General features: G+C 64.6%; 32 protein-coding genes. 29 read left to right on the top strand and 3 right to left on the bottom strand.

Annotated features, from left to right (window positions below; all coding sequences use genetic code 11):
* The 7 genes from ASC83_RS07640 to hisD all read left to right on the top strand — a co-directional run bounded on the left by ASC83_RS07640 (window position 1) and on the right by hisD (window position 5,867).
* Window positions 1-273 (top strand): STAS domain-containing protein, encoded by a 273-nt coding sequence (locus ASC83_RS07640; protein WP_056060221.1) that lies wholly within the window; start codon window positions 1-3, stop codon window positions 271-273.
* A 133-nt stretch (window positions 274-406) separates the two neighbouring features.
* Complete coding sequence (locus ASC83_RS07645; protein WP_015012675.1) at window positions 407-1,345, top strand: ABC transporter ATP-binding protein; 939 nt, start codon at window positions 407-409, stop codon at window positions 1,343-1,345.
* Complete coding sequence (locus ASC83_RS07650; protein ID WP_056060224.1) at window positions 1,342-2,097, top strand: ABC transporter permease; 756 nt, start codon at window positions 1,342-1,344, stop codon at window positions 2,095-2,097. The genes ASC83_RS07645 and ASC83_RS07650 overlap by 4 nt, the downstream gene beginning before the upstream one ends.
* A gap of 104 nt (window positions 2,098-2,201) precedes the next feature.
* Window positions 2,202-2,444 carry a BolA family protein gene (locus ASC83_RS07655; RefSeq protein WP_010462096.1) on the top strand — a complete coding sequence of 81 codons (243 nt, stop codon included), beginning with the start codon at window positions 2,202-2,204 and terminating at the stop codon, window positions 2,442-2,444.
* Window positions 2,445-2,531: 87 nt separating this feature from the next.
* A complete protein-coding gene (murA, locus tag ASC83_RS07660; RefSeq protein WP_056060227.1) occupies window positions 2,532-3,806 on the top strand; it encodes a UDP-N-acetylglucosamine 1-carboxyvinyltransferase in 1,275 nt (424 codons plus the stop codon).
* 8 nt (window positions 3,807-3,814) lie between these two features.
* Window positions 3,815-4,462 carry an ATP phosphoribosyltransferase gene (hisG, locus tag ASC83_RS07665; RefSeq protein ID WP_056062026.1) on the top strand — a complete coding sequence of 216 codons (648 nt, stop codon included), beginning with the start codon at window positions 3,815-3,817 and terminating at the stop codon, window positions 4,460-4,462.
* 22 nt (window positions 4,463-4,484) lie between these two features.
* A complete protein-coding gene (gene hisD / locus ASC83_RS07670; protein ID WP_056060229.1) occupies window positions 4,485-5,867 on the top strand; it encodes a histidinol dehydrogenase in 1,383 nt (460 codons plus the stop codon).
* Here hisD and ASC83_RS07675 read toward each other — a convergent pair.
* A complete protein-coding gene (locus ASC83_RS07675; RefSeq protein ID WP_056062029.1) occupies window positions 5,854-6,285 on the bottom strand; it encodes a DUF2917 domain-containing protein in 432 nt (143 codons plus the stop codon). The genes hisD and ASC83_RS07675 overlap by 14 nt on opposite strands.
* Window positions 6,286-6,436: 151 nt before the next feature.
* Here ASC83_RS07675 and ASC83_RS07680 point away from each other — a divergent pair, with 151 nt between their 5' ends.
* The 16 genes from ASC83_RS07680 (at window position 6,437) to tatC (ending at window position 17,382) form a co-directional block, all read left to right on the top strand.
* A complete protein-coding gene (locus ASC83_RS07680) occupies window positions 6,437-7,891 on the top strand; it encodes a PLP-dependent aminotransferase family protein (RefSeq protein ID WP_056060231.1) in 1,455 nt (484 codons plus the stop codon).
* A gap of 60 nt (window positions 7,892-7,951) precedes the next feature.
* A complete protein-coding gene (locus ASC83_RS07685) occupies window positions 7,952-8,176 on the top strand; it encodes a hypothetical protein (protein WP_015012682.1) in 225 nt (74 codons plus the stop codon).
* A gap of 14 nt (window positions 8,177-8,190) precedes the next feature.
* Entirely contained in the window at window positions 8,191-8,643 is a 453-nt protein-coding gene (locus ASC83_RS07690; protein ID WP_056060234.1) for a PIN domain-containing protein, read from the top strand.
* Window positions 8,640-9,761: a histidinol-phosphate transaminase gene (gene hisC, locus ASC83_RS07695; RefSeq protein WP_056060237.1), complete on the top strand. Its 1,122-nt coding sequence runs from the start codon at window positions 8,640-8,642 to the stop codon at window positions 9,759-9,761. Before ASC83_RS07690 ends, hisC begins: the two co-directional genes overlap by 4 nt.
* The gene (gene hisB, locus ASC83_RS07700) at window positions 9,758-10,396 is read left to right on the top strand and encodes an imidazoleglycerol-phosphate dehydratase HisB (protein ID WP_015012685.1); all 639 of its coding nucleotides are present in this window, start codon (window positions 9,758-9,760) and stop codon (window positions 10,394-10,396) included. The genes hisC and hisB overlap by 4 nt, the downstream gene beginning before the upstream one ends.
* A gap of 51 nt (window positions 10,397-10,447) precedes the next feature.
* On the top strand, window positions 10,448-11,125 hold the full coding sequence (hisH, locus tag ASC83_RS07705; RefSeq protein ID WP_056060240.1) for an imidazole glycerol phosphate synthase subunit HisH: 678 nt from the start codon (window positions 10,448-10,450) through the stop codon (window positions 11,123-11,125).
* A 65-nt stretch (window positions 11,126-11,190) separates the two neighbouring features.
* Window positions 11,191-11,931: a 1-(5-phosphoribosyl)-5-[(5-phosphoribosylamino)methylideneamino]imidazole-4-carboxamide isomerase gene (hisA, locus tag ASC83_RS07710; RefSeq protein WP_056060243.1), complete on the top strand. Its 741-nt coding sequence runs from the start codon at window positions 11,191-11,193 to the stop codon at window positions 11,929-11,931.
* A 7-nt stretch (window positions 11,932-11,938) separates the two neighbouring features.
* Window positions 11,939-12,739: an imidazole glycerol phosphate synthase subunit HisF gene (gene hisF / locus ASC83_RS07715; RefSeq protein ID WP_056060246.1), complete on the top strand. Its 801-nt coding sequence runs from the start codon at window positions 11,939-11,941 to the stop codon at window positions 12,737-12,739.
* A gap of 124 nt (window positions 12,740-12,863) precedes the next feature.
* Complete coding sequence (hisI, locus tag ASC83_RS07720) at window positions 12,864-13,262, top strand: phosphoribosyl-AMP cyclohydrolase (protein WP_082522382.1); 399 nt, start codon at window positions 12,864-12,866, stop codon at window positions 13,260-13,262.
* Window positions 13,263-13,282: 20 nt separating this feature from the next.
* Entirely contained in the window at window positions 13,283-13,657 is a 375-nt protein-coding gene (locus ASC83_RS07725; RefSeq protein WP_056062032.1) for a phosphoribosyl-ATP diphosphatase, read from the top strand.
* The gene (locus tag ASC83_RS07730; protein WP_056060250.1) at window positions 13,654-14,040 is read left to right on the top strand and encodes a hypothetical protein; all 387 of its coding nucleotides are present in this window, start codon (window positions 13,654-13,656) and stop codon (window positions 14,038-14,040) included. The genes ASC83_RS07725 and ASC83_RS07730 overlap by 4 nt, the downstream gene beginning before the upstream one ends.
* Complete coding sequence (locus ASC83_RS07735) at window positions 14,033-15,070, top strand: patatin-like phospholipase family protein (protein ID WP_056060253.1); 1,038 nt, start codon at window positions 14,033-14,035, stop codon at window positions 15,068-15,070. Before ASC83_RS07730 ends, ASC83_RS07735 begins: the two co-directional genes overlap by 8 nt.
* Window positions 15,071-15,305: 235 nt before the next feature.
* On the top strand, window positions 15,306-15,662 hold the full coding sequence (locus ASC83_RS07740; RefSeq protein ID WP_015012693.1) for a histidine triad nucleotide-binding protein: 357 nt from the start codon (window positions 15,306-15,308) through the stop codon (window positions 15,660-15,662).
* 106 nt (window positions 15,663-15,768) lie between these two features.
* Window positions 15,769-16,011: a Sec-independent protein translocase subunit TatA gene (gene tatA, locus ASC83_RS07745; protein ID WP_056060256.1), complete on the top strand. Its 243-nt coding sequence runs from the start codon at window positions 15,769-15,771 to the stop codon at window positions 16,009-16,011.
* Window positions 16,012-16,063: 52 nt separating this feature from the next.
* A complete protein-coding gene (gene tatB, locus ASC83_RS07750) occupies window positions 16,064-16,528 on the top strand; it encodes a Sec-independent protein translocase protein TatB (RefSeq protein WP_056060260.1) in 465 nt (154 codons plus the stop codon).
* 59 nt (window positions 16,529-16,587) lie between these two features.
* Complete coding sequence (gene tatC / locus ASC83_RS07755) at window positions 16,588-17,382, top strand: twin-arginine translocase subunit TatC (RefSeq protein ID WP_056060263.1); 795 nt, start codon at window positions 16,588-16,590, stop codon at window positions 17,380-17,382.
* 356 nt (window positions 17,383-17,738) lie between these two features.
* On the opposite strand, the gene ASC83_RS07760 is transcribed toward tatC, so the two are convergent.
* Window positions 17,739-18,887, bottom strand: coding sequence for a trypsin-like peptidase domain-containing protein (locus ASC83_RS07760; RefSeq protein ID WP_056060267.1), 1,149 nt, complete (start codon window positions 18,885-18,887; stop codon window positions 17,739-17,741).
* A gap of 140 nt (window positions 18,888-19,027) precedes the next feature.
* Between ASC83_RS07760 and ASC83_RS07765 the strand changes: the two genes are divergently transcribed.
* Both ASC83_RS07765 and pdxA read left to right on the top strand, forming a co-directional pair.
* Window positions 19,028-19,801 carry a Nif3-like dinuclear metal center hexameric protein gene (locus tag ASC83_RS07765; protein ID WP_056060270.1) on the top strand — a complete coding sequence of 258 codons (774 nt, stop codon included), beginning with the start codon at window positions 19,028-19,030 and terminating at the stop codon, window positions 19,799-19,801.
* Between the two features lie 124 nt (window positions 19,802-19,925).
* Entirely contained in the window at window positions 19,926-20,954 is a 1,029-nt protein-coding gene (pdxA, locus tag ASC83_RS07770; protein ID WP_056060273.1) for a 4-hydroxythreonine-4-phosphate dehydrogenase PdxA, read from the top strand.
* A gap of 183 nt (window positions 20,955-21,137) precedes the next feature.
* Here the strand turns inward: pdxA and mscL are convergent, their stop codons facing one another.
* Complete coding sequence (mscL, locus tag ASC83_RS07775; protein WP_056060276.1) at window positions 21,138-21,566, bottom strand: large conductance mechanosensitive channel protein MscL; 429 nt, start codon at window positions 21,564-21,566, stop codon at window positions 21,138-21,140.
* A 145-nt stretch (window positions 21,567-21,711) separates the two neighbouring features.
* Here mscL and petA point away from each other — a divergent pair, with 145 nt between their 5' ends.
* From petA to ASC83_RS07795, 4 genes are all read left to right on the top strand, one after another.
* Window positions 21,712-22,311, top strand: coding sequence for a ubiquinol-cytochrome c reductase iron-sulfur subunit (petA, locus tag ASC83_RS07780; RefSeq protein ID WP_056060279.1), 600 nt, complete (start codon window positions 21,712-21,714; stop codon window positions 22,309-22,311).
* Between the two features lie 11 nt (window positions 22,312-22,322).
* Window positions 22,323-23,738, top strand: a complete 1,416-nt coding sequence (locus tag ASC83_RS07785) for a cytochrome bc complex cytochrome b subunit (RefSeq protein WP_056060282.1) — start codon at window positions 22,323-22,325, stop codon at window positions 23,736-23,738.
* A gap of 17 nt (window positions 23,739-23,755) precedes the next feature.
* Window positions 23,756-24,517 carry a cytochrome c1 gene (locus ASC83_RS07790; RefSeq protein ID WP_056060285.1) on the top strand — a complete coding sequence of 254 codons (762 nt, stop codon included), beginning with the start codon at window positions 23,756-23,758 and terminating at the stop codon, window positions 24,515-24,517.
* A 101-nt stretch (window positions 24,518-24,618) separates the two neighbouring features.
* On the top strand, window positions 24,619-25,230 hold the full coding sequence (locus tag ASC83_RS07795) for a glutathione S-transferase N-terminal domain-containing protein (protein ID WP_005794209.1): 612 nt from the start codon (window positions 24,619-24,621) through the stop codon (window positions 25,228-25,230).
* Window positions 25,231-25,243 lie beyond the last annotated feature (13 nt).

The raw sequence follows: 25,243 nt of genomic DNA on the forward strand, positions 1-25,243 counted from the left end.
ATGCTGGTGCTGCCCCCCGAACTCACCCACCGCCAGGCTACTGCCTGCCTGCACATGCTCAAGCAGGGGTTGCGGGTGCACCGCGACAGCGCGGTGGTGGTGGATGCCCATGGGCTGACGGTGTTCGACACATCGGCCCTCGCCGTGCTGCTCGAATGCCGGCGTGAAGCCCTGTCCGAAGGCAAGCAGTTTGCCGTGCAAAGCATGCCCGCTGGTCTGGCGGGCATGGCAGGGTTGTATGGGGTGGATGCGCTGCTGGTCGCCGCACCTTGATATGAAATAGCTTTCACGGTCCCGGGTGGCTCTGCCCCCAAGCCATGAAGCTGAGGGCCCACAGCGCCCGCCAGGGGCCATTGAAGCGGCCGCCCCGCCCGCCGAGGGCTGAGGCCTTAAAATCGAAGGCTTCATGCCCGCAGTCTCCTTCCAAGCCATCTCCAAGACCTTTGCCACGCCCAAAGGCCCTTTTCAGGCACTGAACCAGGTCAATCTGGACATTGAGGAGGGCGAGTTCTTCGGGCTCCTGGGCCCCAATGGTGCCGGCAAGACCACCCTGATCAGCATCCTCGCAGGCCTGGCGCGTGCCACCAGCGGCCGCGTGCTGGTGCAGGGCAGCGATGTGCAGGCCCAGTACGCCGATGCCCGCCGCAAGCTGGGCATCGTGCCGCAAGAGCTGGTGTTCGACCCCTTTTTCAACGTGCGCGAGGCGCTGCGCATCCAGTCGGGCTACTTCGGCGTGAAGAACAACGATGCCTGGATCGACGAGCTGCTCGAAAACCTGGGCCTGGCCGACAAGGCCAACGCCAACATGCGCCAGCTCTCGGGCGGCATGAAGCGCCGCGTACTGGTCGCACAGGCGCTGGTGCACAAGCCGCCCATCATCGTTCTGGATGAGCCCACGGCCGGTGTCGATGTGGAACTGCGCCAGACCCTGTGGCACTTCATCGCCCGCCTGAACAAGGAGGGGCACACCGTGCTGCTCACCACCCACTACCTCGAAGAAGCCGAGGCCCTGTGCGGCCGCATCGCCATGCTCAAGGCGGGGCAGGTGGTGGCGCTCAACCGCACCAGCGAGTTGCTCAAGGCCGCCTCGGGCAGCGTGCTGCAGTTCAAGACCGACACGGCCCTGCCGCCCGCACTGGCCGCCGTGGCGCGGGTCACCGGTCGCATCGTGCAATTACCCGCGCATGACGCGGCAGAGATCGAAAACCACCTGGCTGCGTTGCGCGTGGCCGGGGTCGAGGTGCAGGACATGGAGATTCGCCGACCCGATCTGGAGGATGTGTTCCTGCAGGTGATGTCCGGCACGTCGGCTTCCAACATCCCGCTGGAGGGCGTTGCGCTATGACCGGCTGGCAGACCCTGTTCTACAAAGAGGTGCTGCGCTTCTGGAAGGTCAGCTTCCAGACCGTCGCGGCTCCCGTGCTCACGGCCGTGCTGTACCTGTTGATCTTCGGCCATGTGCTCGAAGACCATGTGAAGGTCTACGACCGTATCAGCTACACGGCCTTCCTTGTGCCGGGCCTCGTGATGATGAGCGTGCTGCAGAACGCCTTTGCCAACAGCTCGTCCAGCATCATCCAGAGCAAGATCATGGGCAGCTTGGTGTTTGTGTTGCTCACGCCGCTGTCGCACTGGGCGTGGTTCTGCGCCTACGTGGGCTCGTCCATCGTGCGCGGGCTGGTGGTGGGCCTGGGTGTGTTCATCGTCACGCTGGCGTTTGCGCGGCCCGAATTTGCTGCGCCGCTGTGGATTCTGGCGTTCGCCCTGCTGGGTGCGGCGCTGCTGGCCACGCTGGGGTTGATTGCGGGGCTCTGGGCCGACAAGTTCGACCAGATGGCCGCGTTCCAGAACTTCATCATCGTGCCCATGACCTTCCTGTCGGGCGTGTTCTATTCGATCCAGTCGCTGCCGCCGTTCTGGCAGGCCGTGAGCCACCTCAACCCGTTCTTCTACATGATCGATGGCTTTCGCTACGGCTTCTTCGGCCAGAGCGACACCTCGCCCTGGCTCAGCCTGGGCATCGTGGGCATCGCCTGGCTGGCCGTGAGCGCGCTGGCTGTGCACCTGCTGCGCACGGGCTACAAAATCCGTAACTGACATGACTGACGCAAAACAAGGTTCAGGCAAGCGCTCCCCTCCAGGGCGAGGCGGTTGTTGCATCCCGATTTGCGTCAGTTCTCATTGATTCCGAGCGCCCCTCCATGACCGCTGACCAACTCAAAGACATCATCGCTGCCGGCCTGGCCTGCGAACACATCACGCTCGAAGGCGACGGCCGCCACTGGTATGCCACCATCGTCTCGGCCGAGTTCGAGGGCAAGCGCGCCATCCAGCGCCACCAGCGCGTGTACGCCACGCTGGGCGCGAAAATGCACACCGACGAGGTGCACGCGCTGTCGATGAAAACCTTCACCCCGGCCGAATGGGCCGCCCAGGCGCAGTAGCCTCGGAATACTCACTTTTTGATAGCTTCTGGCGCATATTCCACTAGCGCACGCGGCACTTTTGACCCCTATTTTTGGTGATTTGAGATGGACAAACTCCTGATTCGCGGCGGACGCAGCTTGCAAGGCGAGGTGCTGGTCTCCGGCGCCAAGAACGCCGCCTTGCCGGAGTTGTGTGCCGCCCTGCTCACGGCCGAGCCTGTGACCCTGCTCAACGTGCCCCAGCTTCAGGACGTGAGCACCATGCTCAAGCTCATCCGCAACATGGGCGTGGCGGCGGAGCGGGCCGATGACGGCACCGTGCATATCAACGCCAGCGCGCTGAGCACGCCCGAAGCCCCGTACGAACTGGTCAAGACCATGCGCGCCTCTGTGCTGGCGCTGGGCCCGCTGCTGGCCCGCTTTGGCGAGGCTACGGTGTCGCTGCCCGGCGGATGCGCCATCGGTTCGCGCCCGGTGGACCAGCACATCAAGGGCCTGGCCGCCATGGGCGCCGAGATCGTGGTCGAACACGGCTACATGATCGCCAAGCTGCCCGCCGGCTGGAAGCGCCTGAAGGGGGCGCGCATCACCACCGACATGGTCACGGTGACGGGCACCGAGAACTTCCTCATGGCCGCCGCGCTGGCCGAGGGCGAGACGGTGCTGGAAAACGCCGCGCAAGAGCCCGAGATTTCGGACCTGGCCGAGATGCTGATCGCCATGGGCGCGAAGATCGAAGGCCACGGCACCAGCCGCATCCGCATCCAGGGCGTGGACCAACTGCACGGCTGCACCCACCGCGTGGTGGCCGACCGCATCGAGGCCGGCACCTTCCTGTGCGCTGTGGCCGCCACGGGCGGTGATGTGGTGCTGCGCCATGGCCGCGCCGACCACCTCGACGCCGTGATCGAAAAGCTGCGCGAGGCCGGCGCTTCCGTGCAAGCGGTCGAGGGCGGCATCCGTGTGCAAAGCGCCGGCGGCGCCACGCTCAAGGCCCAGGGCTTTCGCACCACGGAGTACCCCGGTTTTCCCACCGACATGCAGGCCCAGTTCATGGCGCTGAACTGCATCGCCCAGGGCACGGCCACGGTGACCGAGACGATTTTTGAAAACCGTTTCATGCACGTCAACGAGCTGGTTCGCCTGGGCGCCAAAATCCAGGTGGATGGCAAGGTGGCTGTGATCGAGGGCGTGCCCCGCCTGTCCGGCGCCACCGTGATGGCCACCGACCTGCGTGCATCGGCCAGCCTCGTCATTGCCGGCCTGGTGGCCGACGGCGAAACCGTGGTGGACCGCATCTACCACCTGGACCGCGGCTACGACTGCATGGAAGCCAAACTGCGCGGCATTGGCGCCGACATCGAACGAGTAAAAGCATGAGCAGCAACATGATCACCCTGGCGCTTTCGAAGGGCCGCATCTTTGACGAAACCCTGCCGCTGCTGGCCGCTGCAGGCATCGAGGTGCTCGAAGATCCCGAAAAATCGCGCAAGCTCATCCTGCCCACCAACCAGCTCAATGTGCGCGTGGTGCTGGTGCGCGCCACCGACGTTCCCACCTATGTGGAATACGGCGGCGCCGACATCGGCGTGACTGGCAAAGACACGCTCATCGAGCACGGCGGCCAGGGCCTGTACCAGCCGCTGGACCTGCGCATTGCCAAGTGCCGCGTGAGCGTGGCCGTACGCAACGACTTCGACTACGCCCAGGCCGTCAAGCAGGGCTCGCGCCTCAAGGTCGCCACCAAGTACACCGGCATTGCGCGCGACTTCTTTGCCAGCAAGGGCGTGCACGTGGACATGGTCAAGCTCTACGGCAGCATGGAACTGGCGCCGCTCACGGGCCTGGCCGATGCGATCGTGGACCTGGTCTCCACCGGCAACACCCTCAAGGCCAACAACCTCATCGAAGTCGAGCGCATCATGGACATCAGCTCCTACCTGGTCGTGAACCAGGCCGCGCTCAAGCTCAAGCAGGCGCCACTGCGCCGCATCATCGATGCGTTTGCCTCAGCCATACCGGCCGAAAAGAACTGACCTCCACCCAACGACTAACACTATGACTTTGGTAGCTGCTCCCGCCCGTCTGTCCACCGCCGCGGCCACTTTTGAGGCTGATTTTGCAGCCCGCCTGCATTGGTCTGCCGACACCGACGCGGCCATCGAGCAGCGCGTGGCCGACATCCTGGCAGACGTGCAAAAGCGCGGCGACGCGGCGGTGTTGGAGTACACCGCCCGCTTCGACGGCCTCAGCGCCCCCAACATGGCCGCGCTGGAGCTGACCCAGGCCGACTTCAAGGCCGCGTTCGACGCCATTCCACAGGCTCAGCGCGACGCCCTGCAGGCTGCAGCGAAGCGCGTGCGCAGCTACCACGAGGCGCAGAAAAAGGCCTCGGGCGAGAGCTGGAGCTACCGCGACGAAGACGGCACGCTGCTGGGCCAGAAGGTCACGCCGCTGGACCGTGTGGGCATCTACGTGCCCGGCGGCAAGGCCGCCTACCCTTCGAGCCTGCTGATGAACGCCATCCCGGCCCACGTAGCGGGCGTGCAGGAAATCATCATGGTTGTGCCCACGCCCGTACGCGGCAGCGTGGCGACCGGTGGAACGGGCGAGGGCACCTCGACGAAGGGCGAGCGCAACGAGCTGGTGCTGGCAGCCGCCTACGTGGCCGGTGTGACCCGCGCCTTCACCATCGGCGGCGCCCAGGCCGTGGCCGCGCTGGCGTATGGAACGGAGACCGTGCCCAAGGTGGACAAGATCACCGGCCCCGGCAACGCCTATGTGGCCAGCGCCAAGAAGCGCGTGTTCGGCACGGTGGGCATCGACATGATTGCGGGCCCGAGCGAAATCCTGGTGCTGGCCGACGGCACCACGCCGCCCGACTGGGTGGCGATGGACCTCTTCAGCCAGGCCGAACACGACGAGCTGGCCCAGAGCATCCTGCTGTGCCCTGACGCCGCCTACCTCGACGCCGTGCAGCGCGAGATCGACCGCCTGCTGCCTACCATGCCGCGCGCTGAGATCATCGCCAAGAGCCTCACCGGCCGGGGCGCGCTGATCCTGACGAAGGACATGGAAGAAGCCTGCGCGATCAGCAACCGCATCGCACCGGAACACCTGGAAGTGAGCAGCACCGACCCACACCGCTGGGAGCCGTTGCTGCGCCACGCGGGCGCGATCTTCCTGGGGGCCTACACCTCCGAGAGCCTGGGCGACTACTGCGCAGGCCCCAACCACGTGCTGCCCACCAGCGGCACGGCGCGCTTCTCGTCGCCGCTGGGCGTGTACGACTTCCAGAAACGCAGCAGCCTCATCGAGGTGAGCGAGGCCGGGGCCCAGGTGCTGGGTACCATTGCCGCCGAGCTGGCCTATGGCGAGGGCCTGCAGGCCCACGCACAAGCCGCAGAGATGCGGCTGACCACGCCCGTCAAGCCGCGCTGATGGCACCCCGGGGCAGGGCGCCCTGCGTGGGGGCTGCTGTCCTGGGCTGAGGAGTTGCGGCCGGCGCTGCGGTTGTAGAGGGCGCTGGCGGATACGCGGCGCCTTCCACTGCCCGGTGCTGCGCCCAGTTCAGCCGTGCAGGCCGGTGGCCTTCGGCGCTGACGCGCAGCCGCACGGGTCCGGCGAACGACAGGCGCTGTCCAGCCTCCAGAAAATAATCCTCCAGCAGACCATCACAGGTCACCCAGACGCGGCCCTGTTCGACTTCGAGCAGGGCGATCTCGCCCGCGCGGAAGTCCAGCACCTGGACGGCCTGAAGCGGCGGCAGGGGCTGGCGCTTCCATTGCAGGGTGAGGGGCACCGCAGGCTGGGTGGGCAGCGTGGGCGACGGTGGGGTGGGGGTGTGCAGCGTGTTCATGCCTTCACTGTGCGGCCAGCTGCCGTGGGCCACCAGCCACAGGCGCGTGCGATCTGGCCCAGTACAGAACAGCGAACCGGCCCATCTGTACTGTACGCACTGGGCCGTCTCTGTACTGTCTGCCGGCCAAAGTGCCAGTACAGAATGCAGCATGGCCACCGATGACGCACCCCCGCTGTACCTTCAAATCGCCGAACAGCTTGCGCAGCTGATTCGCAACGGCACCCTGGCGCGCGGCGAAAAGCTACCCTCGGTGCGTGAGCTGGCGCGCCAGCACGGCGTGGCGCAGACCACGGTGGTGCAGGCCTACCACTGGCTCGAAGATGCGCGCCTGATCACCGCGCGCCCGCGCTCCGGCTTTTTTGTGGCGGCGCGGCCGGTGAGCCTGCCCGAGCCCAGCACGCCGCGCCCAATGCGCCGCCCCCGCGAGGTGTCGGTGGACTGGCTGGGCCAGCGCATCCTGGGGCGCAACCAGCCGGTGGACATCATTTCGTACAGCAGCGGGACGCCTGGCCCCGAGCTGTTCAACCCTGATCGTGTGCGCCGCGCCGTGGTCCGCGCCGCGCAGCGCCACCGCAACCTGCTGTGCACCTACCCCGGTTCGTCGGGCCATGAGGACGCGCGCCGCGCCCTGGCGCGCTATGCCGTCAGCCTGGGCTGCAGCCTGGACCCCGAGAACATCGTGATCACCGGAGGCTGCATGGACAGCATTGCGCTGTGCCTGCGCGCGGTGACGCAGCCGGGCGACGTGGTGGCGCTGGAGTCGCCCACGCATTTTTCGTTTCTGGAGGTGCTGCAGGGCCTGCACCTCAAGGCGCTGGAGATTCCCACCCACCCGCGCAACGGCCTCTCGCTGGATGCGCTGCAACTGGCGTTGGACACCCAGCCCGTCAAGGCGGTGATGGTGGTGCCCACGCTCAGCAACCCGCTGGGCAGCTGCATGCCCCAGGCCGAGCGCAAGCGCCTGGTGCAGATGGCGGCGCGGTACGACATGGCGGTGATCGAGGACGCGATCTACAACGACCTGGTCGAGGTGGACGAGATGCGCCGCACCGTCAAGTCGTACGACACCACCGGCCATGTGATGCTGTGCGACTCGTTCTCCAAGACGCTGGCGCCGGGCCTGCGCCTGGGCTGGCTGGAGGCTGGCCGCTGGGCCGACAAGCTGCGCGCCATCAAGGACCTGCAGGCGGGCGGCCAGTCCGCCGTGCTGGAACTGGCCCTGGCCGATCTCATCACCCAGGCGGGCCACGCCGCCGCCATGCGCCAGCTGCGCGCGGCCGTGGCGGCGCGCATGGACGAGGTGCGTCATGTGATTGCCGCGCACTTCCCGCAGGGTACCCGCGTGAGTGACCCGCCCGGCGGCCTGCTGCTGTGGCTGGAGCTGCCGCGTGCGCTCGATTCGGTGCAACTGCACGAAGCCTGCCTGGCCCGGCAGATCCTGATCGCACCCGGCACGGTGTTCAGCGCCAGCGGACGGTTCCGCAACTGCCTGCGCATCGGCGTGGGAGGCGACTGGACGACCGCCCACCTGGAGGCGCTGCGCACCGTGGGTGACATGGCGTGCCAGATGCTGCAAAGCGGGGCACCCCGCAAGGCAGCTTGATTGTGGTGTTTTAATCAACACGAAGTTCGTGGTGCACGAAGTTCGTGTAGTATTTAACCCATGAAAAACATCACCGTGACCATGGACGACACCGTTGCCGAATGGGTGCGCGTGGAAGCCGCCAAGCGCGGCAGCAGCGTGTCCCGCCTGCTCGGTGAATGGCTGGCCGAAAAGATGCGCCAGGAAGACGCCTATGCCCAGGCCATGCGCGAGGCACTGGGGTTTGAGAGCTGGGGTGCTTCGAGCGGGCCCTATGTGCCGCGCGAAACCCTGTTTCTGCGCTGAACGGGGCAGAACACATGGCCACCGTCCCCATCTTTGTCGATACCGAAATCCTGCTCGCCAGCGTGGACGACCGCGATGCCGAGCGCCAGGCGCGGGCGCGCGAATGGATCAGCTTTTGCTGGCAGACGCGCAGCGGCCGCATCAGCTCGCAGGTGCTCAACGAGCTGTACAACCAGGCCATCCAGCGTTTTGACGGCCCCCACGTGCTGCAGCAGGTGCGCGCCCAGGTGCGCCGCCTGCGCGTGTGGCTGCCGCCGCACCTGGACTCCTACACCGTGGACGGCGCCTGGGACCTGCAGGACCGCTACCGTCTGGGCTACTGGGATGCCCTCATCCTTTCGTCCGCCCACCAGCAAGGCTGCCGCTACCTGCTGACCGAGGCACTGCCGCACGATCAGCCGATGGACGCCGTGCGCCCCATCAACCCTTTCCTTGTCACCCCCAACGAACTGGACACCACCGAATGACTACTCCCGCGTCGTCCCCCCTCCAGGCCCTGGCCCGCATCCGCCCTGACGTGCGCGCGATGCATTCCTATGTCGTGCAGCCCTCCACCGGCATGCTCAAGATGGACGCGATGGAGAACCCCTTCCGCCTGCCCGCGCATTTGCAGGCCGCGCTGGGCCAGCGCCTGGGTTCGGTGGCACTCAACCGCTACCCCGGCGACCGCATTGCCGACCTGAAGGCGGCCCTGGCGCAGTACGCGGGCATGCCCGAGGGCTATGGCATCGTGCTGGGCAACGGGTCGGACGAACTCATCACCCTGCTGGCCCTGGCCTGCGCACAGCCCGGCACGGGCCAGCGCGCCACCATGCTGGCACCCATGCCCGGTTTTGTGATGTACCCGCTGTCGGCGCAGCTGCAGGGCCTGGACTTTGTCGGCGTGCCGCTCACGCCCGACTTCGAGCTGGACGAGCCTGCCATGCTGACCGCCATCCAACAGCACCGCCCGGCCATCACCTACATCGCCTACCCCAACAACCCCACGGCCACGCTGTGGGACGAGGGCGCGGTGCAGCGCATCATCGACGCTGCGGGCGCGCAGGGCGGCATCGTGGTCATGGACGAGGCCTACCAGCCTTTTGCCAGCCGCACCTGGATCGACCGCATGCGTACCGAGCCTGCGCGCAATGCGCACGTGCTGCTCATGCGCACGCTCAGCAAGTTTGGCCTCGCGGGCGTGCGCCTGGGCTACCTCATCGGACCCTCGGCGTTCGTGAGCGAGATCGACAAGGTGCGCCCGCCCTACAACGTGAGTGTGCTCAACTGCGAAACCGCCCTGTTTGCGCTGGAACATGCCGAGGTGTTTGCCGCCCAGGCCGCCGAGATCCGTGTCGAACGCACCACGCTCATCGCCGCGTTGCGCCAGATGCCGGGGGTCGAAAAGTGCTGGGACAGCGAGGCCAACATGGTGCTGATCCGTGTGGCGGATTCCGCCAAGGCCTACGAGGGCATGAAAAACCGCAAGGTGCTCGTCAAGAACGTTTCTACAATGCACCCATTGCTGGCCAACTGCCTGCGCCTGACGGTAGGCAATGCCGAAGACAACGCGCAGATGCTGGCCGCACTCCAAGCCTCCCTATGACTTCCTCCGCACTCGTACCTTCCGCCCCATCGGCCGACCCGATGGCCGACCGCATTGCCGAGGTCAGCCGCAACACCGCCGAGACGCGCATCAGTGTGCGCATCAACCTCGACGGCACCGGCCAGGCCAAGCTGCACACCGGCATCGGCTTCTTTGACCACATGCTCGACCAGATCGCCCGCCACGGGCTGATTGACCTCGACATCGACTGCGAAGGCGACCTGCACATCGACGGCCACCACACGGTGGAAGACGTGGGCATCACCCTGGGCCAGGCCTTTGCACGCGCCGTGGGCGACAAGAAAGGCATCCGCCGCTACGGCCACGCCTACGTGCCGCTGGACGAAGCGCTGTCGCGCGTGGTGGTCGATTTTTCGGGCCGCCCCGGGCTGCACATGGACGTGAAGTTCACGGCCGGGAGCATCGGCCAGCTCGACACGCAGCTGGTGTTCGAGTTCTTCCAGGGCTTTGTGAACCACGCGGGCGTGACGCTGCACATCGACAACCTCAAGGGCGTCAACGCACACCACCAGTGCGAGACCATCTTCAAGGCGTTCGGACGCACGCTGCGTGCGGCGCTGGAGCGTGATCCGCGCTCGGCCGGTGTCATCCCCTCCACCAAGGGTTCTCTGTGAATTTTTCAGTCAAATCAGGCGCAAGCGCTTGATTTGTATGCGCTCGCAGCTATGAATATGGAAGCAAAAACAGTGGTGGTCGTGGACTACGGCATGGGCAATCTGCGCTCGGTGTCGCAGGCCGTGCAGGCCGCCGCCGAGGGCACGGGCTGGACCGTGGTCGTCACCCAGCGCCCCGAAGACGTGCGCGCCGCCCAGCGCATCGTGCTGCCAGGGCAGGGCGCCATGCCCGATTGCATGCGCGAGCTGCGCGAGTCCGGCCTGCAGGAATCGGTGCTCGAAGCCGCTGCCACCAAGCCGATGTTTGGCGTGTGCGTGGGCATGCAGATGCTGCTGGACCACAGCGCCGAAGGCAACACGCCTGGCCTGGGCCTGATCCCTGGCGATGTGCTCAAGTTTGACCTGGCAGGCCGCACACAGCCCGATGGCAGCCGTTTCAAGGTGCCCCAGATGGGCTGGAACCAGGTGCGGCAGATGCCTCACGCCCACCACGGCGGCGGCGTGCACCCGGTGTGGGCCGGTGTGCCCGACAACAGTTACTTCTACTTCGTGCACAGTTTCTACGCTGTGCCGCAAAATCCTGCCCATTGCGCCGGGCAGGCCGACTACGGCGGTTTGTTTGCTGCCGCGGTTGCACGCGATAATATTTTTGCCACCCAGTTTCACCCGGAGAAGAGCGCGGAGCACGGCTTGGCCCTGTACCGCAATTTTCTGCACTGGAATCCCTGATCCCTTAACCCCCACCCGTTCGGGCCGAGCTGCGTCTCGCCCTTTTTCACCCGAACTTCACCACCATGCTGCTCATCCCCGCCATCGACCTCAAAGACGGCCACTGCGTACGCCTCAAGCAAGGCGATATGGACCAATCCACCACCTTTGGTGAAGACCCCGCCGCCATGGCGCGCAAATGGGTGGATGCCGGCGCACGCCGCCTGCACCTGGTGGACCTGAACGGTGCGTTTGCGGGCGTGCCCAAGAACTACAGCGCCATCAAGTCCATTCTGAAAGAGGTGGGTGACGACATTCCCGTGCAGCTGGGCGGCGGCATCCGCGACCTGGACACCATCGAGAAATACATCGACGGCGGCCTGCGCTACGTGATCATCGGCACGGCGGCCGTGAAGAACCCCGGCTTCCTCAAAGACGCCTGCAGCGCGTTCGGCGGCCACATCATCGTGGGGCTCGACGCCAAGGACGGCAAGGTGGCTACCGACGGCTGGAGCAAGCTCACCGGCCACGAGGTCGTGGACCTGGCCAAGAAGTTCGAGGACTGGGGCGTCGAATCCATCATCTATACCGACATCGGCCGCGACGGCATGCTGTCGGGCATCAACATCGACGCCACGGTGAAGCTGGCCCAGGCTTTGAGCATCCCTGTGATCGCCTCGGGCGGCCTGTCCAACATGGCCGACATCGAGCAGCTGTGCGCCGTCGAAGACGAGGGCGTGGAGGGCGTGATCTGCGGCCGCGCCATCTACAGCGGCGACCTGGACTTTGCGGCGGCACAAGCACGTGCCGACGAACTGAACGGCTAAGGACCGCATGCTCGCCAAACGCATCATCCCTTGCCTGGACGTCACCGGAGGCCGTGTGGTCAAGGGTGTCAATTTCGTCGAGCTGCGCGACGCAGGCGACCCGGTCGAAATTGCTGCGCGCTACAACGCGCAGGGCGCTGACGAGCTCACCTTCCTCGATATCACCGCCACCAGCGATGGCCGTGACCTCATCCTGCACATCATCGAGGCCGTGGCCAGCCAGGTGTTCATTCCGCTCACCGTGGGTGGTGGCGTGCGCACCGTGGACGATGTGCGCCGCCTGCTCAATGCCGGCGCGGACAAGACCAGCTTCAACTCGGCCGCGATTGCCAACCCTGACGTCATCAACGCCGTGTCTGCCAAGTACGGTGCTCAGTGCATCGTGGTGGCCATCGACGCCAAGCGCCGCTCGGCCGAGGATGCGCAGCGCCTGGGCGCCAATGGTCAGCCCATCGGTGCGGGCTGGGACGTGTACAGCCACGGCGGGCGCAAGAACACCGGCCTGGACGCCATTGCCTGGGCCACCGAGATGGCGCAGCGCGGTGCGGGCGAGATCCTGCTGACCAGCATGGACCGCGACGGCACCAAGGCGGGTTTTGACCTGGAACTGACCCGCGCGGTGAGTGACGCGGTCAGCGTGCCCGTGATCGCCTCGGGCGGCGTGGGCAACCTTGACCACCTGGCCGACGGCATCCAGACCGGCGGCGCCGACGCGGTGCTGGCCGCCAGCATCTTCCACTACGGCGAATACACGGTGGGCCAGGCCAAGCAGCGCATGGCAGAGCGTGGCATCCCCGTGCGGATGTGATCGGCATTTGCTCCTGATTTGATAGCTGCTGGCGCATGTGATATGTGCGCCAGCAGCCAAAAACACTTGAAAAGTGCAGGTGCGCGCCCTGGTTGGCACTGGCGCGCCACACGGATCACCGACAATGGCCCCCATGAACTGGCTCAACGAAGTGAAATGGGATGCGCAGGGTCTGGTGCCCGTGATTGCGCAAGAGCAGGGCACGGGCGACGTGCTGATGTTTGCGTGGATGAACCGCGAGGCCCTGGCGAAAACCGCTGAACTGGGCCGCGCCGTGTACTTCAGCCGCTCGCGCAAAAAGCTGTGGTTCAAGGGCGAAGAGTCCGGCCACGTGCAGACGGTGCACGAGATCCGCTTGGACTGCGACAACGACGTGGTGCTGCTCAAGGTCACCCAGCAGGGCCACGAGCCCGGCATCGCCTGCCACACGGGCCGCCACAGCTGCTTTTTCAGCGTGCTCAAGGACGGTGCCTGGCACGCGGTCGATCCGGTCTTGAAAGACCCCGAATCCATCTACAAGTAATGGCAATGGACGACAAGAGCATGAGTTCCCACGATTCCCTGGCGCGCCTGGCCGCCGTCATCGAAAGCCGCAAGCCAGCCAACGGCGGCGACCCGGCCACCAGCTACGTGTCGCGCCTGCTGCACAAGGGGCCGGATTCCTTCCTGAAGAAGATCGGCGAAGAAGCCACCGAGGTGGTCATGGCCGCGAAGGATGTCGACCACGGCGCCGACAAGTCCAAGATCGTCTACGAAGTGGCCGACCTGTGGTTCCACACCATGGTGGCGCTGGCCCATTACGGGCTCACGCCTGCCGATGTGGTGGCCGAGCTGGAGCGCCGCGAAGGCACCAGCGGCATCGAGGAAAAGGCCCTGCGCAAGGTGGCGGAACGCGCTGCCGAAGAAGGCACGCCGTGAGCGACATCATTGACGTGCAGACCAACGACCAGAAGGCCGAGGACCTCAAGGCCATCGGCTGGGTCAGCTATGTGCTGCACCTGATCGTGGCGCTGGGGGCGGTCATCCCGGGCGCGCAGCCCGGCGCTGCGCTGCTGATCGTGGCGCTGGTGATCGACCTGGTGAAAAAAGGCGATGCCGAAGGCACCTGGCAGGCCAACCATTTCTCATGGCGCATCCGCACCGTGATCTGGGCCGGCGTGCTCTACATCGTCACGGCGCCGCTGTGGCTGCTGTTCTTCCTGCCCGGCTGGATCGCCTGGGGCCTGATCTCCATCTGGTTCCTGTACCGCATCGTGCGCGGCATGGTCGCCATGAACAAGAGCCAGGCCGTGGATGCATGAAGCAGCCCGTCCCCGCCCGCGTCTGAACCTGGCGCTGCAGGGCGGCGGCTCGCACGGCGCGCTCACCTGGGGCGTGCTGGATGCGCTGCTGGAGGACGGCCAGTGGCAGTTCGACGGTGTCAGTGGCACCAGCGCAGGCGCCATGAACGCGGTGGCCCTGGCGCACGGGTTTGCGCAGGCAGCGCAGCAGCACAAGGACCCCGAAGACGCCCACCTCGCTGGCTGCGCCCTGGCCCGCGAATCGCTCACCCGCCTGTGGGAAGGGGTGGGCGCGCTGGGCAGCCTGACCTGGGGAACGCCGTTGTCTGCCGCCAATCCGCTGGTGGGCATGATGTCGCAGTGGTTCTCGCCCTACCAGACCAATCCGCTGGGGATCAACCCCCTGCGCAAGCTGCTGGAGCGCGAGGTGGATTTCAGCCTGCTGTGCTCCGCCCGCACCGGCGTCGTCGGCCCCAAGGTGTTTGTGTGCGCGACCAACGTGCGCACCGGCCGGGGCGAGATTTTTTTTGGGCCCCGGCTCAGCGCGGATGCGGTGATGGCGTCGGCCTGCCTGCCCATGCTGTTCAAGGCGGTCGAGATCGAGGGTGAGGCGTACTGGGACGGCGGCTATTCCGGCAACCCCGCGCTGCACCCGCTGATCTACCAGACCGATACCTCGGACATCCTGCTGGTGCAGATCAACCCCGTGGAGCATCTGGACGTGCCCAGCAGCGCCTCCGAGATCATGGAGCGCATGAACGAAGTCACCTTCAACGCCAGCCTGTTGGCCGAGCTGCGCGCCATCGAGTTCGTTCGCCGCCTGCTCGCCGAGGGCAAGCTCGACGCCCGCCGCTACAAAAGCGTGCGCATGCACCGCATCGATGGTGGCTCGGTGCTGGCGCCCTTCGGGGCCGACAGCAAGCTGCGTGCGGACCTGGCCTTTGTGCGCAAGCTGTTTGCGCTGGGCCGCACAGCGGGGCAGGAGTGGCTGCACGCGCACCGCAAGGACGTGGGCGTGCGCCCCAGCATCAAGATCGCTGACAATGCCTAGGGATGTCCTGCATAACTCCCTGCGGTCCGTGATAGCGCGGTCTCGGGCGGTCCGCTGCGTTGCTTTTTTGGCCAATAGCACAGCTATTGGCTGCAAAAAGACGCCTTGCGGCCCATCCCGATCCGCACTACACCGACTCGCGAGGGTTATGCAGGACATCCCTCGCTTGCGCGCGAGGCACCCTCAGGGTTGATCCGCGCCTGTACCCCAGATTCCCTTTGCTCCGATCCCTCCCATGCACGATCCGAACTGCCTTTTCTGCAAAATCATCGCGGGCCAGATCCCTTCCAAGAAGGTTTATGAGGACGAAGAAATTTTCGCCTTCCACGACATCCACCCGTGGGCGCCAGTGCATTTCTTGATGGTGCCCAAGCTGCATATCCCTTCCATGGCACAGGTCACCCCGGAGCATGCCGGGGTGTTGGGGCGCATGATGGCGTTGGCGCCAAAGCTGGCACTGGAGCAGGGCTGCAACCCGTACCCGGATGGTGGCTTTCGCGTCGTGGTAAACACGGGGCTTGAAGGTGGGCAGGAAATCCACCACCTGCATATCCATGTTATGGGCGGCCCCCGTCCGTGGCTCAAAGGCTGAACCAGGCTGACGATCGTGCCATGTTGAGAGGTGTCGGCTTGCCCCGGCACTGAACTCCTGTCACGCCCCCCGTCTAAAATGATTGCAATTCGTTAGGAGATATTTCATGGGCTCTTTTTCCATCTGGCACTGGCTGATCGTGCTGTTGATCGTTGTGATGGTGTTCGGTACCAAGAAGCTCAAGAACATGGGCTCGGACCTGGGCGGCGCCGTCAAGGGCTTCAAGGACGGCATGAAGGATGGCTCGTCTGACGCACCTGCTGCTGCCACGCCCCCCGCTGGCCAGGTGGCCAACAGCCAGGCCGCCGACAAGACCACCATCGATGTCGAAGCCAAGCAAAAGAGCTGAGCTGGTGCTGCCGACTCGCTGCCTTGGCCTGCATTGCGCTGGCGCCTGATCCATGATTGATATTGGCCTGTCCAAAATGGCGCTGATTGGCGCCGTGGCGTTGATCGTCATCGGCCCCGAGAAGCTGCCCCGTGTGGCCCGTACCGTCGGCACCTTGCTCGGCAAGGCGCAGCGTTATGTGTCCGACGTGAAAGCGGAGGTCAACCGGTCCATGGAGCTCGATGAGCTCAAGAAGATGAAGGACACGGTGGAGAACGCCGCGCGCGACGTGCACAACACCATCCAGACCAGCGCCAGCGAGTTCGAGAAAGACTGGACCGATGCCATCGATTCCAGCAACAACGCCGACCTGCGGGAGCAGGCGGCCGTGGTGCCTGCCTACAAGCACCCCGGCAAGAACTGGCGCCTCAAGCGTGGTGCGGTGCCCCAGTGGTACAAGGCCCGCAGTGGTGTGCGCACCAAGGCACAGTCCGGCGCAGCCCGCGTAGCACGTTACCGCCCCCAAAAATTCCACTGACGCAGCCTGCGGCGCCCCGTGCGCTGCATGGGCGGCCCTGACGCCCACGAAAACCCACCATGTCCGAAACCCCCACCAAAGAAGACGAACTGGCCGGCACCGAACAGCCGTTCGTACAGCACCTCATGGAGCTGCGCGACCGGCTGGTCAAGGCCATGATCGCCATCGCCATTGCGGCAGCGATCCTGTTCTTCTTCCCGGGTCCCGGCGCGTTGTATGACTTTCTGGCCGCCCCTCTGGTAGCCCACCTGCCCAAGGGGGCCACGCTGATCGCCACTTCGGTGATTTCGCCGTTCATGGTGCCGCTCAAGATCTTGCTGATGTCGGCGTTCCTGCTCGCGCTGCCTTTTGTGCTGTGGCAGATCTGGGCTTTTGTGGCGCCCGGCCTGTATTCGCACGAGAAAAAACTGGTCCTGCCGCTGGTGGTGTCCAGCACGCTGTTGTTCTTCATCGGGGTGGCGTTTTGCTACTACCTGGTGTTTGGCCAGGTGTTCGCGTTCATTCAGAGCTTTGCCCCCAAGAGCATCACGGCCGCGCCTGACATCGAGGCCTACCTGAGTTTTGTGCTGTCCATGTTCCTGGCGTTCGGCATGGCGTTTGAAGTGCCGATTGCCGTGGTGGTGCTGGCCCGCATGGGCATCGTGAGCGTGCAAAAGCTGCGCGAGTTTCGCGGCTACTTCATCGTGCTGGCCTTTGTGGTGGCCGCCGTCGTGACACCGCCCGATGTGGTGTCGCAGCTGTCGCTGGCCGTGCCCATGTGCCTGCTGTACGAGGTGGGCATCTGGGCCGCGCAGATCTTCATCAAGCACACCCAGGCGCCCGAAGAGCCCGGGGAATCCGCTTCCGCATCCTGACCTGCCATCCCCGCAGGCTGGTGGGGATGCGTTGGGGGTGATGCACAGATCGCGTCCGTGGGGCTCCACCTGGGCGATGAGACAGAAAATACAATACAAATAGCTGCAAGCGCTAGTGTGATATGCGCTGGCAGCTATGTTTTTTATAGTGCTGTGAGGGCTCCAGCCCTTCAGAGGGTGGGAAACTCCTCACCCGCTTGTGGCCCCTTCCGGTTGGCCTGTTCTTCACCCCGGCTTGGCCCTGCCAGAGGGGGCCCAAAGCCGACGACCTTCGCCTGCTTCGCCCCCAATCGGCAGTGGTGACGGCTTGTACCCGCCCGGCGATGACCGCGCAGAGCCGGGCTCGCTGAAGGGGCTCAGCGCCTCACATTGCGCTGTGGCCGGGGGCGCACGCCTGGGTTGATGCTCAGCTCCACGCGCTTGTCGGCCCGTTGCACGTCAAACGCCGCAGCCTGGCCCGGCTTGAGTGCCGCCACGGCGGTCAGCAGCTGCGACACATTGCCCACGCTCTTGCCGTCCACGCTCACGATCACATCCCCCGGGCGCATGCCAGCCTGGGCGGCGGGGCCGTCCTGCAGCACGCCGGTGATGATCACGCCCTCGGTGGCCTTTTTTACGCCAAAGGTTTCTGCCAGTTCGGGCGACAGCTCGTTGGGCTCCACGCCAATCCAGCCGCGTGTGACCTGGCCGTCCTTCACGATGCCATCGAGCACCATGCGGGCTGTGGACACCGGAATGGCAAACCCGATGCCCATGCTGCCGCCGGAGCGCGAGTAGATCGCGGTGTTGATGCCCATGAGGTTGCCGTTCACATCGACCAGCGCACCGCCCGAATTGCCAGGGTTGATGGCCGCGTCGGTCTGGATGAAGTTTTCAAACGTGTTGATGCCCAGCTGGCTGCGGCCCAGCGCGCTCACGATGCCGCTGGTCACGGTCTGCCCCACGCCGAAGGGGTTGCCGATGGCCAGCACCTGGTCGCCCACATCCAGGGCGTCGGAGTTGCCCAGCACGATCACGGGCAGCTTGTCCAGTTCGATCTTGAGGATGGCCAGGTCGGTGTCGGGGTCGGTGCCAATCACGCGCGCACGGGCGCGGCGGCTGTCGGTGAGGGTCACCTCGATCTCGTCAGCACCTTCCACCACATGGTTGTTGGTGAGGATGTAGCCCTCGGGGCTCACGATCACGCCGCTGCCCAGGCCGGCCTGCGCCTGGCTGCCTTGGTCACCAAAGAAAAACTGGAACCAGGGGTCGTTACTGCGCGGGTGGCGCACTTCCTTGCTGGTGTTGATGCTGACCACGGCCGGCGCCGCCTTGCGCGCCGCACCGCTGAAGCTGCCCGCCGCGGGCTGCGAAGGCGGCGTGGCAGGGGCCTCCAGCAGTGCAATACCCGCCCCGGAGCGCGTGGTGCCCCGGCCCAGCCAGTCAGGCTGGAGCGTGGCGACAACAAAGTAGGCCGCAACGAGGACCGTCACGGACTGGGAAAACAACAGCCAGAGTCGCTTCATGAAAGGTGCTTGCCGGTGGTAGTACAGGGTGTGGGCGACGGAGGTGGACGCTGCAGGTTCGCCGTGGCGGCCTGGGCGCTCCCTCTCACACAGGATTGTCTCCGAATGTGGGGGCGCGAACGGCGCGCCACAATAGCGGCATGAGCATTCACCGCAGTCAACTTTTGCAGGCGTTTGACAGCCTGCTGCAACCCGAGCGCTTCAAGGACTACGGCCCCAACGGCCTGCAGGTCGAGGGCAAGGCCGAGATCCGGCGAGTGGTCAGTGGCGTCACTGCCAGCCGTGCACTGATCGAAGCCGCCATTGCCGCGCAGGCCGATGCTATTTTTGTGCACCACGGCCTGTTCTGGCGCGGGCAGGATGGCCGCATCACGGGCTGGATGAAGCAGCGGCTGCAGCTGCTGCTGGCGCACGACATCAACCTGTTTGCGTACCACCTGCCGCTCGATGCCCATGCCGAACTGGGCAACAACGCACAGCTGGGCCGGGTGCTGGGTTTTGCCGCCGATGCGCGGTTTGGCGAGCAGGACCTGGGCTTTGCAGCGCCAGCGGCGTTCGACAATGTCCAAGCCGTGGCCGACCATGTAGCCCAGGCGCTCGGACGCCCTGTGACCCTGGTGTCGCCAGGTGAGGTGGGCGGTGGTGCCGCTGCACGGCGCCCCGTGCGCCGCGTGGCGTGGTGCACGGGCGGCGCGCAAGGGTATTTCGAGTCGGCCATCGCTGCAGGGGCGGATGTTTTCATCACCGGCGAAATCTCCGAGCCCCAGGCGCACCTGGCGCGCGAGACGGGGGTGGGCTTTATTGCCGCCGGGCACCATGCCACGGAGCGCTATGGCGCGCCCGCCGTGGCGGCGCATGTGGCAGCCCAGTGCGGGCTGAGCCACCAGTTCATCGAGATCGACAACCCCGCCTAGCCCATGGCAAGACACCGCACGGCAAGCAATCACATCGTGCGGATGTCCGGTCCATTTTGCTCATTTATTCATAGCTGATAGCGCATGAACAACTAGCGCTACAAGCACTTTTGGCTCCAAACCCATGCAACCCATCGCCATCACCCAGGGAGATCCCGCCGGCATCGGCCCCGAGATCGTGGCCAAGGCCTTTCGTGATGCGCCCGATGCGCTGCGCCACTGCTTTGTCGTCGGTGACCTGGCCACTGTGCGACGCGCTGCGGACGCCATCACGCGCCCCGGTGTGCCCGGTGTGCCTGTGGCGCAGATCGGGTCTCCGGGCGAAGCAGCGGATGCTCCGCCCCGCTGCATCCCCGTGCTCCAACTGCCCGGGATCCCGGGGCCCCAGCCTTGGGGCGAGATCAGCGCCGCCGCCGGCCGTGCCGCGGCGGACAGCGTGGTCTGGGCGGCGCGTGCCGCATTGCGTGGGGCGGTGGCAGCGTTGGTGACAGCCCCTTTGCACAAGGAGGCCTTGTCGGCCGCAGGGGTGGACTTCCCGGGGCATACGGAGCTCTTGCAGGCAGAGGCTGCTGCGCACCGGGGGGTGCCGCTGGCGCGGATGCCCGTGCGCATGATGCTGGCCAATGACGAGCTGCGCACCGTGCTCGTCAGCATCCATGTGTCGCTGCGCGACGCGATTGCAGCGGTGACGCAGGACAACGTGCTGCAGACGCTGCAAATCACCCACACCGCCTTGCAGCGCAGCCTGGGCCGTGTGCCCCGCATGGGTGTGGCAGGGTTGAATCCCCATGCTGGCGAGGGCGGATTGTTCGGCCGCGAGGAGCTGGAGGTGATCGCCCCGGCCATCGCGGCGGCGCGCGCGCAGGGGCTCGACGTGCACGGCCCGTTTGCGCCTGACACGGTGTTCATGCGCGCGCGCAGCACCCCGCAGCGCGCGGGCGAGTTCGATGTGGTCGTTGCCATGTACCACGACCAGGGCCTGATCCCGGTGAAATACCTGGGGGTGGAAAAGGGCGTGAACGTGACCCTGGGCCTGCCCCTGGTGCGAACCAGCCCCGACCATGGCACGGCGTTTGATATTGCAGGGCAGGGCGTTGCAGATGCCTCCAGCCTGATCGAGGCGGTGCGCATGGCGCGGGCGCTGTGTGGATGACGTCAGCTGCTGAAGCCTTGGGGCCCAGCGCTGATCGAGATCAAATGAACCGCTGAAAATTGCGCCAGCCTGGACGCGGGTGTGCGGGCGGCGTGACCCCAAAAAGCCAACGCCACCGGCGGCTGGTGGAGGCAGCGCAGCGGTGGCGTTTTATGCAGCCACTAAGGCCGCTGGCCCAAGGGTTTACTTCTTCAGGCTGTCGCGAATTTCGCGCAGCAACACAATGTCTTCGGGAGGGGCCACCGGCGCGGCGGGGGCGGCAGGGGCTTCGCGCTTGAGGCGGTTGATCTGCTTGATCATCATGAAGATGATGAAAGCCAGGATCACAAAGTTGACCGCCACGGTCAGGAAGTTGCCATAGGCAAACACTGGCACACCGGCTTTTTTGAGGGCGTCGAGTGTGGTGCCCGTGCCTGGAGGCACGTTGCCCAGCACGATGAACAGGTTGGAGAAATCGAGCTTGCCGAAGATGAGCCCCACCACCGGCATGATCAGGTCCGCTACCACCGAATCCACGATCTTGCCGAAGGCGCCGCCAATGATGACGCCCACCGCGAGGTCAATCACATTGCCCTTGACCGCGAACTCCCTGAACTCTTGCATCATCCCCATGTCGTTGCTCCTTGTAAAACGGTGATGGGGGAGTATTGCCCGGTTCGCACCTCTGTCAAGCCAGCAAACCACTTGGAAATAACCATTTTCACTCCGCTACAATTCGCGGTTGACCCCAATCTAGCGATGTTCATCGAGGATCCCCATGAGTGACACTCCAATCGACTCCAGCAAGCGGACGTGGATCATCACGTCAGCATGTGCTGGTGCGGTGGGCGGCGTGGCAACCGCCGTTCCTTTCGTGAGTACTTTCCAGCCCTCAGAGCGTGCCAAAGCCGCTGGTGCTGCTGTCGAGGTGGATATCTCCGCCCTCAAACCTGGAGAAAAGGTCACTGTGGAGTGGCGCGGCAAGCCCGTCTGGATCATCAAGCGCACGCCGGAGCAACTGGCAGAGCTGCCCAAGCTCGACGGCCAGCTCGCCGATCCCAAGTCGGAGCGCAAGCCCTCTGAACTCACGCCTGAGTACGCCCGCAACGAGGCGCGCTCCATCAAGCCGGAAATTTTTGTGGGTGTGGGCATTTGCTCGCACTTGGGTTGCTCGCCGTCGGACAAGTTCCAGACCGGTGCACAACCTTCGCTGCCCGACGACTGGAAGGGCGGCTTCCTGTGTCCTTGCCACGGCTCCACGTTCGACATGGCGGGCCGCGTCTTCAAGAACAAGCCAGCACCCGACAACCTTGAGGTGCCTCCGCACATGTACCTGTCCGATACGCGCCTGCTGATCGGTGAAGACAAGAAGGCTTGACGGAGAACGACATGGCCCACGAATTCAAAGAAATCTCGCCGAACGCCTCCGCAGGCGCCAAGGTCACCAACTGGTTCGAGAACCGGTTCCCGACGGCCTTTGACGCCTACAAGGTGCATATGTCGGAGTACTACGCTCCGAAGAACTTCAACTTCTGGTACATCTTCGGCTCGCTGGCGCTGGTCGTGCTGGTGATCCAGATCGTGACCGGCATCTTCCTGGTCATGCACTACAAACCGGACGCCAACCTCGCGTTCGCGTCGGTCGAGTACATCATGCGCGATGTGCCCTGGGGCTGGCTGATCCGCTACATGCACTCCACGGGCGCTTCGGCGTTCTTTGTGGTGGTGTACCTGCACATGTTCCGTGGCCTCATCTACGGCAGCTACCGCAAGCCGCGCGAGCTGGTCTGGATCTTCGGTTGCGCGATCTTCCTGTGCCTGATGGCTGAAGCCTTCATGGGTTACCTGCTGCCCTGGGGACAGATGTCCTACTGGGGCGCCCAGGTGATCGTGAACCTGTTCGCCGCCATCCCCTTCATTGGTCCTGATCTGGCCCTGCTGATCCGTGGCGACTATGTGGTGGGCGATGCGACGCTGAATCGCTTCTTCAGCTTCCACGTGATTGCCGTGCCCCTGGTGCTGCTGGGCCTTGTGGTGGCGCACCTGCTGGCGCTGCACGACGTGGGCTCCAACAACCCCGATGGTGTGGAAATCAAGGGCCCCAAGGCTCCCAAGGACGCCAATGGCAAGCCGCTCGACGGCGTGCCCTTCCACCCCTACTACACGGTGCATGACATCTTCGCGCTGAGCATGTTCCTGATGGCATTCACGGCCGTGGTGTTCTTTGCTCCCGAGTTCGGTGGCTACTTCCTCGAATACAACAACTTCATCCCTGCGGATCCGCTCAAGACCCCTGCACACATTGCTCCGGTCTGGTACTTCACGCCGTTCTATTCGATGCTGCGTGCCATCACCACCGAGATGATGTACGTGCTCGTTCTGTGCGTGGTCGCGGGTGCGGGTTTTGGGGTGCTCAAGGCCAAGCTGCCCAGCTTCGTGAAGGCGGGTGTCGCCGGTGCGGCCGTGGTGGTCATCGCCATGATGCTGTCCATCGATGCCAAGTTCTGGGGTGTGGTGGTGATGGGTGGTGCTGTGATCATCCTGTTCTTCCTGCCCTGGCTGGATCACAGCCCTGTCAAGTCGATCCGCTACCGTCCCGACTGGCACAAGTATTTGTACGGCGTGTTTGTGATCATCTTCCTGATCTTGGGCTACCTGGGTGTGCAGCCACCATCGCCGATCGGCGAGCGGGTGTCGCAAGTCGGAACGCTGTTCTACTTCGGATTCTTCCTGCTGATGCCCTGGTGGAGCCGCATTGGCGAAGCCAAGCCCGTGCCCGACCGCGTGACCTTTGTGGCGCACTGAGCCTGGAGATAACAACAATGAAGAAAATCATCCTCACGTTGATCGCCGCTGTGGGTCTGGTCGCCGGTGCTGCCCATGCGGCGGGTGGCGACACCATTGCCTGGGACAAGGCGCCCAACAAGACCAACGACCTGGCCTCGCTGCAAAACGGTGCCAAGGTGTTCGTGAACTACTGCCTGAGCTGCCACTCGGCGGCCTACATGCGGTTCAATCGCCTGCGCGACATCGGCCTGACCGAGCAGCAGATCAAGGACAACCTGCTGTTCACCACCGACAAGGTGGGTGAAACCATGAAGGCGTCGATCGATCCCAAGCAGGCTAAGGAGTGGTTTGGTGCCAATCCGCCCGACCTCACCGTGATCGCACGTTCGCGTGCAGGCCACGGCGGCACGGGGGCTGACTATCTGTACACCTTCCTGCGCACTTTCTATCGCGACGACACCAAGGCCACTGGCTGGAACAACCTGGCTTTCCCCAGCGTCGGTATGCCCCATGTTCTGTGGCAGTTGCAGGGCGAACGTCGTCCCGTGTTTGAAGAACACGAGAGCCACGGTCACAAGACCCATGTGTTCAAGGGCTGGGAGCAGATCACACCAGGCACGATGACGCCTTTGCAATTCGATCAAAATATTGGCGATCTGGTGAACTATCTGCAGTGGATGGGCGAGCCCGCGCAGAACATCCGTTGGCGCGTGGGCGTCTGGGTGCTGATGTTCCTGGGCGTGTTCACGATCATTGCCTGGCGCTTGAACGCTGCGTTCTGGAAGGACGTCAAGTAAACGCCAGATCCATCGCTTGCACCCTGCGGGGTGCCGTCGGATTTATTACAGAGTGGGCGCTTTTGGCGTCCCACTCTTTTGATTTTTAGGAGCCTCCCACCATGATGGTGCTTTACTCGGGTACGACCTGTCCCTTCTCCCACCGCTGCCGTTTTGTCCTGTTTGAAAAAGGCATGGACTTTGAAATCCGCGATGTGGACCTGTACAACAAGCCCGAAGACATCAGCGTGATGAATCCGTACGGCCAGGTGCCGATCCTGGTCGAGCGCGACCTGATCCTGTACGAGTCGAACATCATCAATGAGTACATCGATGAGCGTTTTCCTCACCCGCAACTGATGCCTGGTGACCCGGTGGACCGCGCCCGCGTGCGCCTGTTCCTGCTCAACTTCGAGAAGGAATTGTTCGTGCATGTGAACACGCTCGAATCGCGTGCGACCAAGGGCAATGAGAAAGCGTTGGAAAAGGCGCGCGCCCACATCCGTGACCGCCTGACGCAGCTGGCCCCGGTGTTCCTCAAGAACAAGTACATGCTGGGCGACAACTTCTCGATGCTGGACGTGGCCATCGCGCCGCTGCTATGGCGCCTCGACTACTACGGCATTGATCTGTCCAAGAATGCGGCCCCGCTGCTCAAGTACGCTGAGCGCATCTTCTCGCGCCCGGCTTACATTGAAGCGCTGACGCCGTCCGAAAAGGTCATGCGCAAGTAAGCAGCGGCCTGCA

It is taken from the genome of Acidovorax sp. Root402, from assembly GCF_001425125.1.
In the GTDB taxonomy this organism is placed as follows: Bacteria; Pseudomonadota; Gammaproteobacteria; order Burkholderiales; family Burkholderiaceae_C; genus Acidovorax; species Acidovorax delafieldii.

Coding starts and splice junctions, on each gene's coding strand:
- ASC83_RS07640 (WP_056060221.1), top strand. CDS start 1: ATGCTGGTGCTGCCCCCCGAACTCACCCACCGCCAGGCTACTGCCTGC.
- ASC83_RS07645 (WP_015012675.1), top strand. CDS start 407: ATGCCCGCAGTCTCCTTCCAAGCCATCTCCAAGACCTTTGCCACGCCC.
- ASC83_RS07650 (WP_056060224.1), top strand. CDS start 1,342: ATGACCGGCTGGCAGACCCTGTTCTACAAAGAGGTGCTGCGCTTCTGG.
- ASC83_RS07655 (WP_010462096.1), top strand. CDS start 2,202: ATGACCGCTGACCAACTCAAAGACATCATCGCTGCCGGCCTGGCCTGC.
- murA (WP_056060227.1), top strand. CDS start 2,532: ATGGACAAACTCCTGATTCGCGGCGGACGCAGCTTGCAAGGCGAGGTG.
- hisG (WP_056062026.1), top strand. CDS start 3,815: ATGATCACCCTGGCGCTTTCGAAGGGCCGCATCTTTGACGAAACCCTG.
- hisD (WP_056060229.1), top strand. CDS start 4,485: ATGACTTTGGTAGCTGCTCCCGCCCGTCTGTCCACCGCCGCGGCCACT.
- ASC83_RS07675 (WP_056062029.1), bottom strand. CDS start 6,285: ATGAACACGCTGCACACCCCCACCCCACCGTCGCCCACGCTGCCCACC.
- ASC83_RS07680 (WP_056060231.1), top strand. CDS start 6,437: ATGGCCACCGATGACGCACCCCCGCTGTACCTTCAAATCGCCGAACAG.
- ASC83_RS07685 (WP_015012682.1), top strand. CDS start 7,952: ATGAAAAACATCACCGTGACCATGGACGACACCGTTGCCGAATGGGTG.
- ASC83_RS07690 (WP_056060234.1), top strand. CDS start 8,191: ATGGCCACCGTCCCCATCTTTGTCGATACCGAAATCCTGCTCGCCAGC.
- hisC (WP_056060237.1), top strand. CDS start 8,640: ATGACTACTCCCGCGTCGTCCCCCCTCCAGGCCCTGGCCCGCATCCGC.
- hisB (WP_015012685.1), top strand. CDS start 9,758: ATGACTTCCTCCGCACTCGTACCTTCCGCCCCATCGGCCGACCCGATG.
- hisH (WP_056060240.1), top strand. CDS start 10,448: ATGAATATGGAAGCAAAAACAGTGGTGGTCGTGGACTACGGCATGGGC.
- hisA (WP_056060243.1), top strand. CDS start 11,191: ATGCTGCTCATCCCCGCCATCGACCTCAAAGACGGCCACTGCGTACGC.
- hisF (WP_056060246.1), top strand. CDS start 11,939: ATGCTCGCCAAACGCATCATCCCTTGCCTGGACGTCACCGGAGGCCGT.
- hisI (WP_082522382.1), top strand. CDS start 12,864: ATGGCCCCCATGAACTGGCTCAACGAAGTGAAATGGGATGCGCAGGGT.
- ASC83_RS07725 (WP_056062032.1), top strand. CDS start 13,283: ATGAGTTCCCACGATTCCCTGGCGCGCCTGGCCGCCGTCATCGAAAGC.
- ASC83_RS07735 (WP_056060253.1), top strand. CDS start 14,033: ATGCATGAAGCAGCCCGTCCCCGCCCGCGTCTGAACCTGGCGCTGCAG.
- ASC83_RS07740 (WP_015012693.1), top strand. CDS start 15,306: ATGCACGATCCGAACTGCCTTTTCTGCAAAATCATCGCGGGCCAGATC.
- tatA (WP_056060256.1), top strand. CDS start 15,769: ATGGGCTCTTTTTCCATCTGGCACTGGCTGATCGTGCTGTTGATCGTT.
- tatB (WP_056060260.1), top strand. CDS start 16,064: ATGATTGATATTGGCCTGTCCAAAATGGCGCTGATTGGCGCCGTGGCG.
- tatC (WP_056060263.1), top strand. CDS start 16,588: ATGTCCGAAACCCCCACCAAAGAAGACGAACTGGCCGGCACCGAACAG.
- ASC83_RS07760 (WP_056060267.1), bottom strand. CDS start 18,887: ATGAAGCGACTCTGGCTGTTGTTTTCCCAGTCCGTGACGGTCCTCGTT.
- ASC83_RS07765 (WP_056060270.1), top strand. CDS start 19,028: ATGAGCATTCACCGCAGTCAACTTTTGCAGGCGTTTGACAGCCTGCTG.
- pdxA (WP_056060273.1), top strand. CDS start 19,926: ATGCAACCCATCGCCATCACCCAGGGAGATCCCGCCGGCATCGGCCCC.
- mscL (WP_056060276.1), bottom strand. CDS start 21,566: ATGGGGATGATGCAAGAGTTCAGGGAGTTCGCGGTCAAGGGCAATGTG.
- petA (WP_056060279.1), top strand. CDS start 21,712: ATGAGTGACACTCCAATCGACTCCAGCAAGCGGACGTGGATCATCACG.
- ASC83_RS07785 (WP_056060282.1), top strand. CDS start 22,323: ATGGCCCACGAATTCAAAGAAATCTCGCCGAACGCCTCCGCAGGCGCC.
- ASC83_RS07790 (WP_056060285.1), top strand. CDS start 23,756: ATGAAGAAAATCATCCTCACGTTGATCGCCGCTGTGGGTCTGGTCGCC.
- ASC83_RS07795 (WP_005794209.1), top strand. CDS start 24,619: ATGATGGTGCTTTACTCGGGTACGACCTGTCCCTTCTCCCACCGCTGC.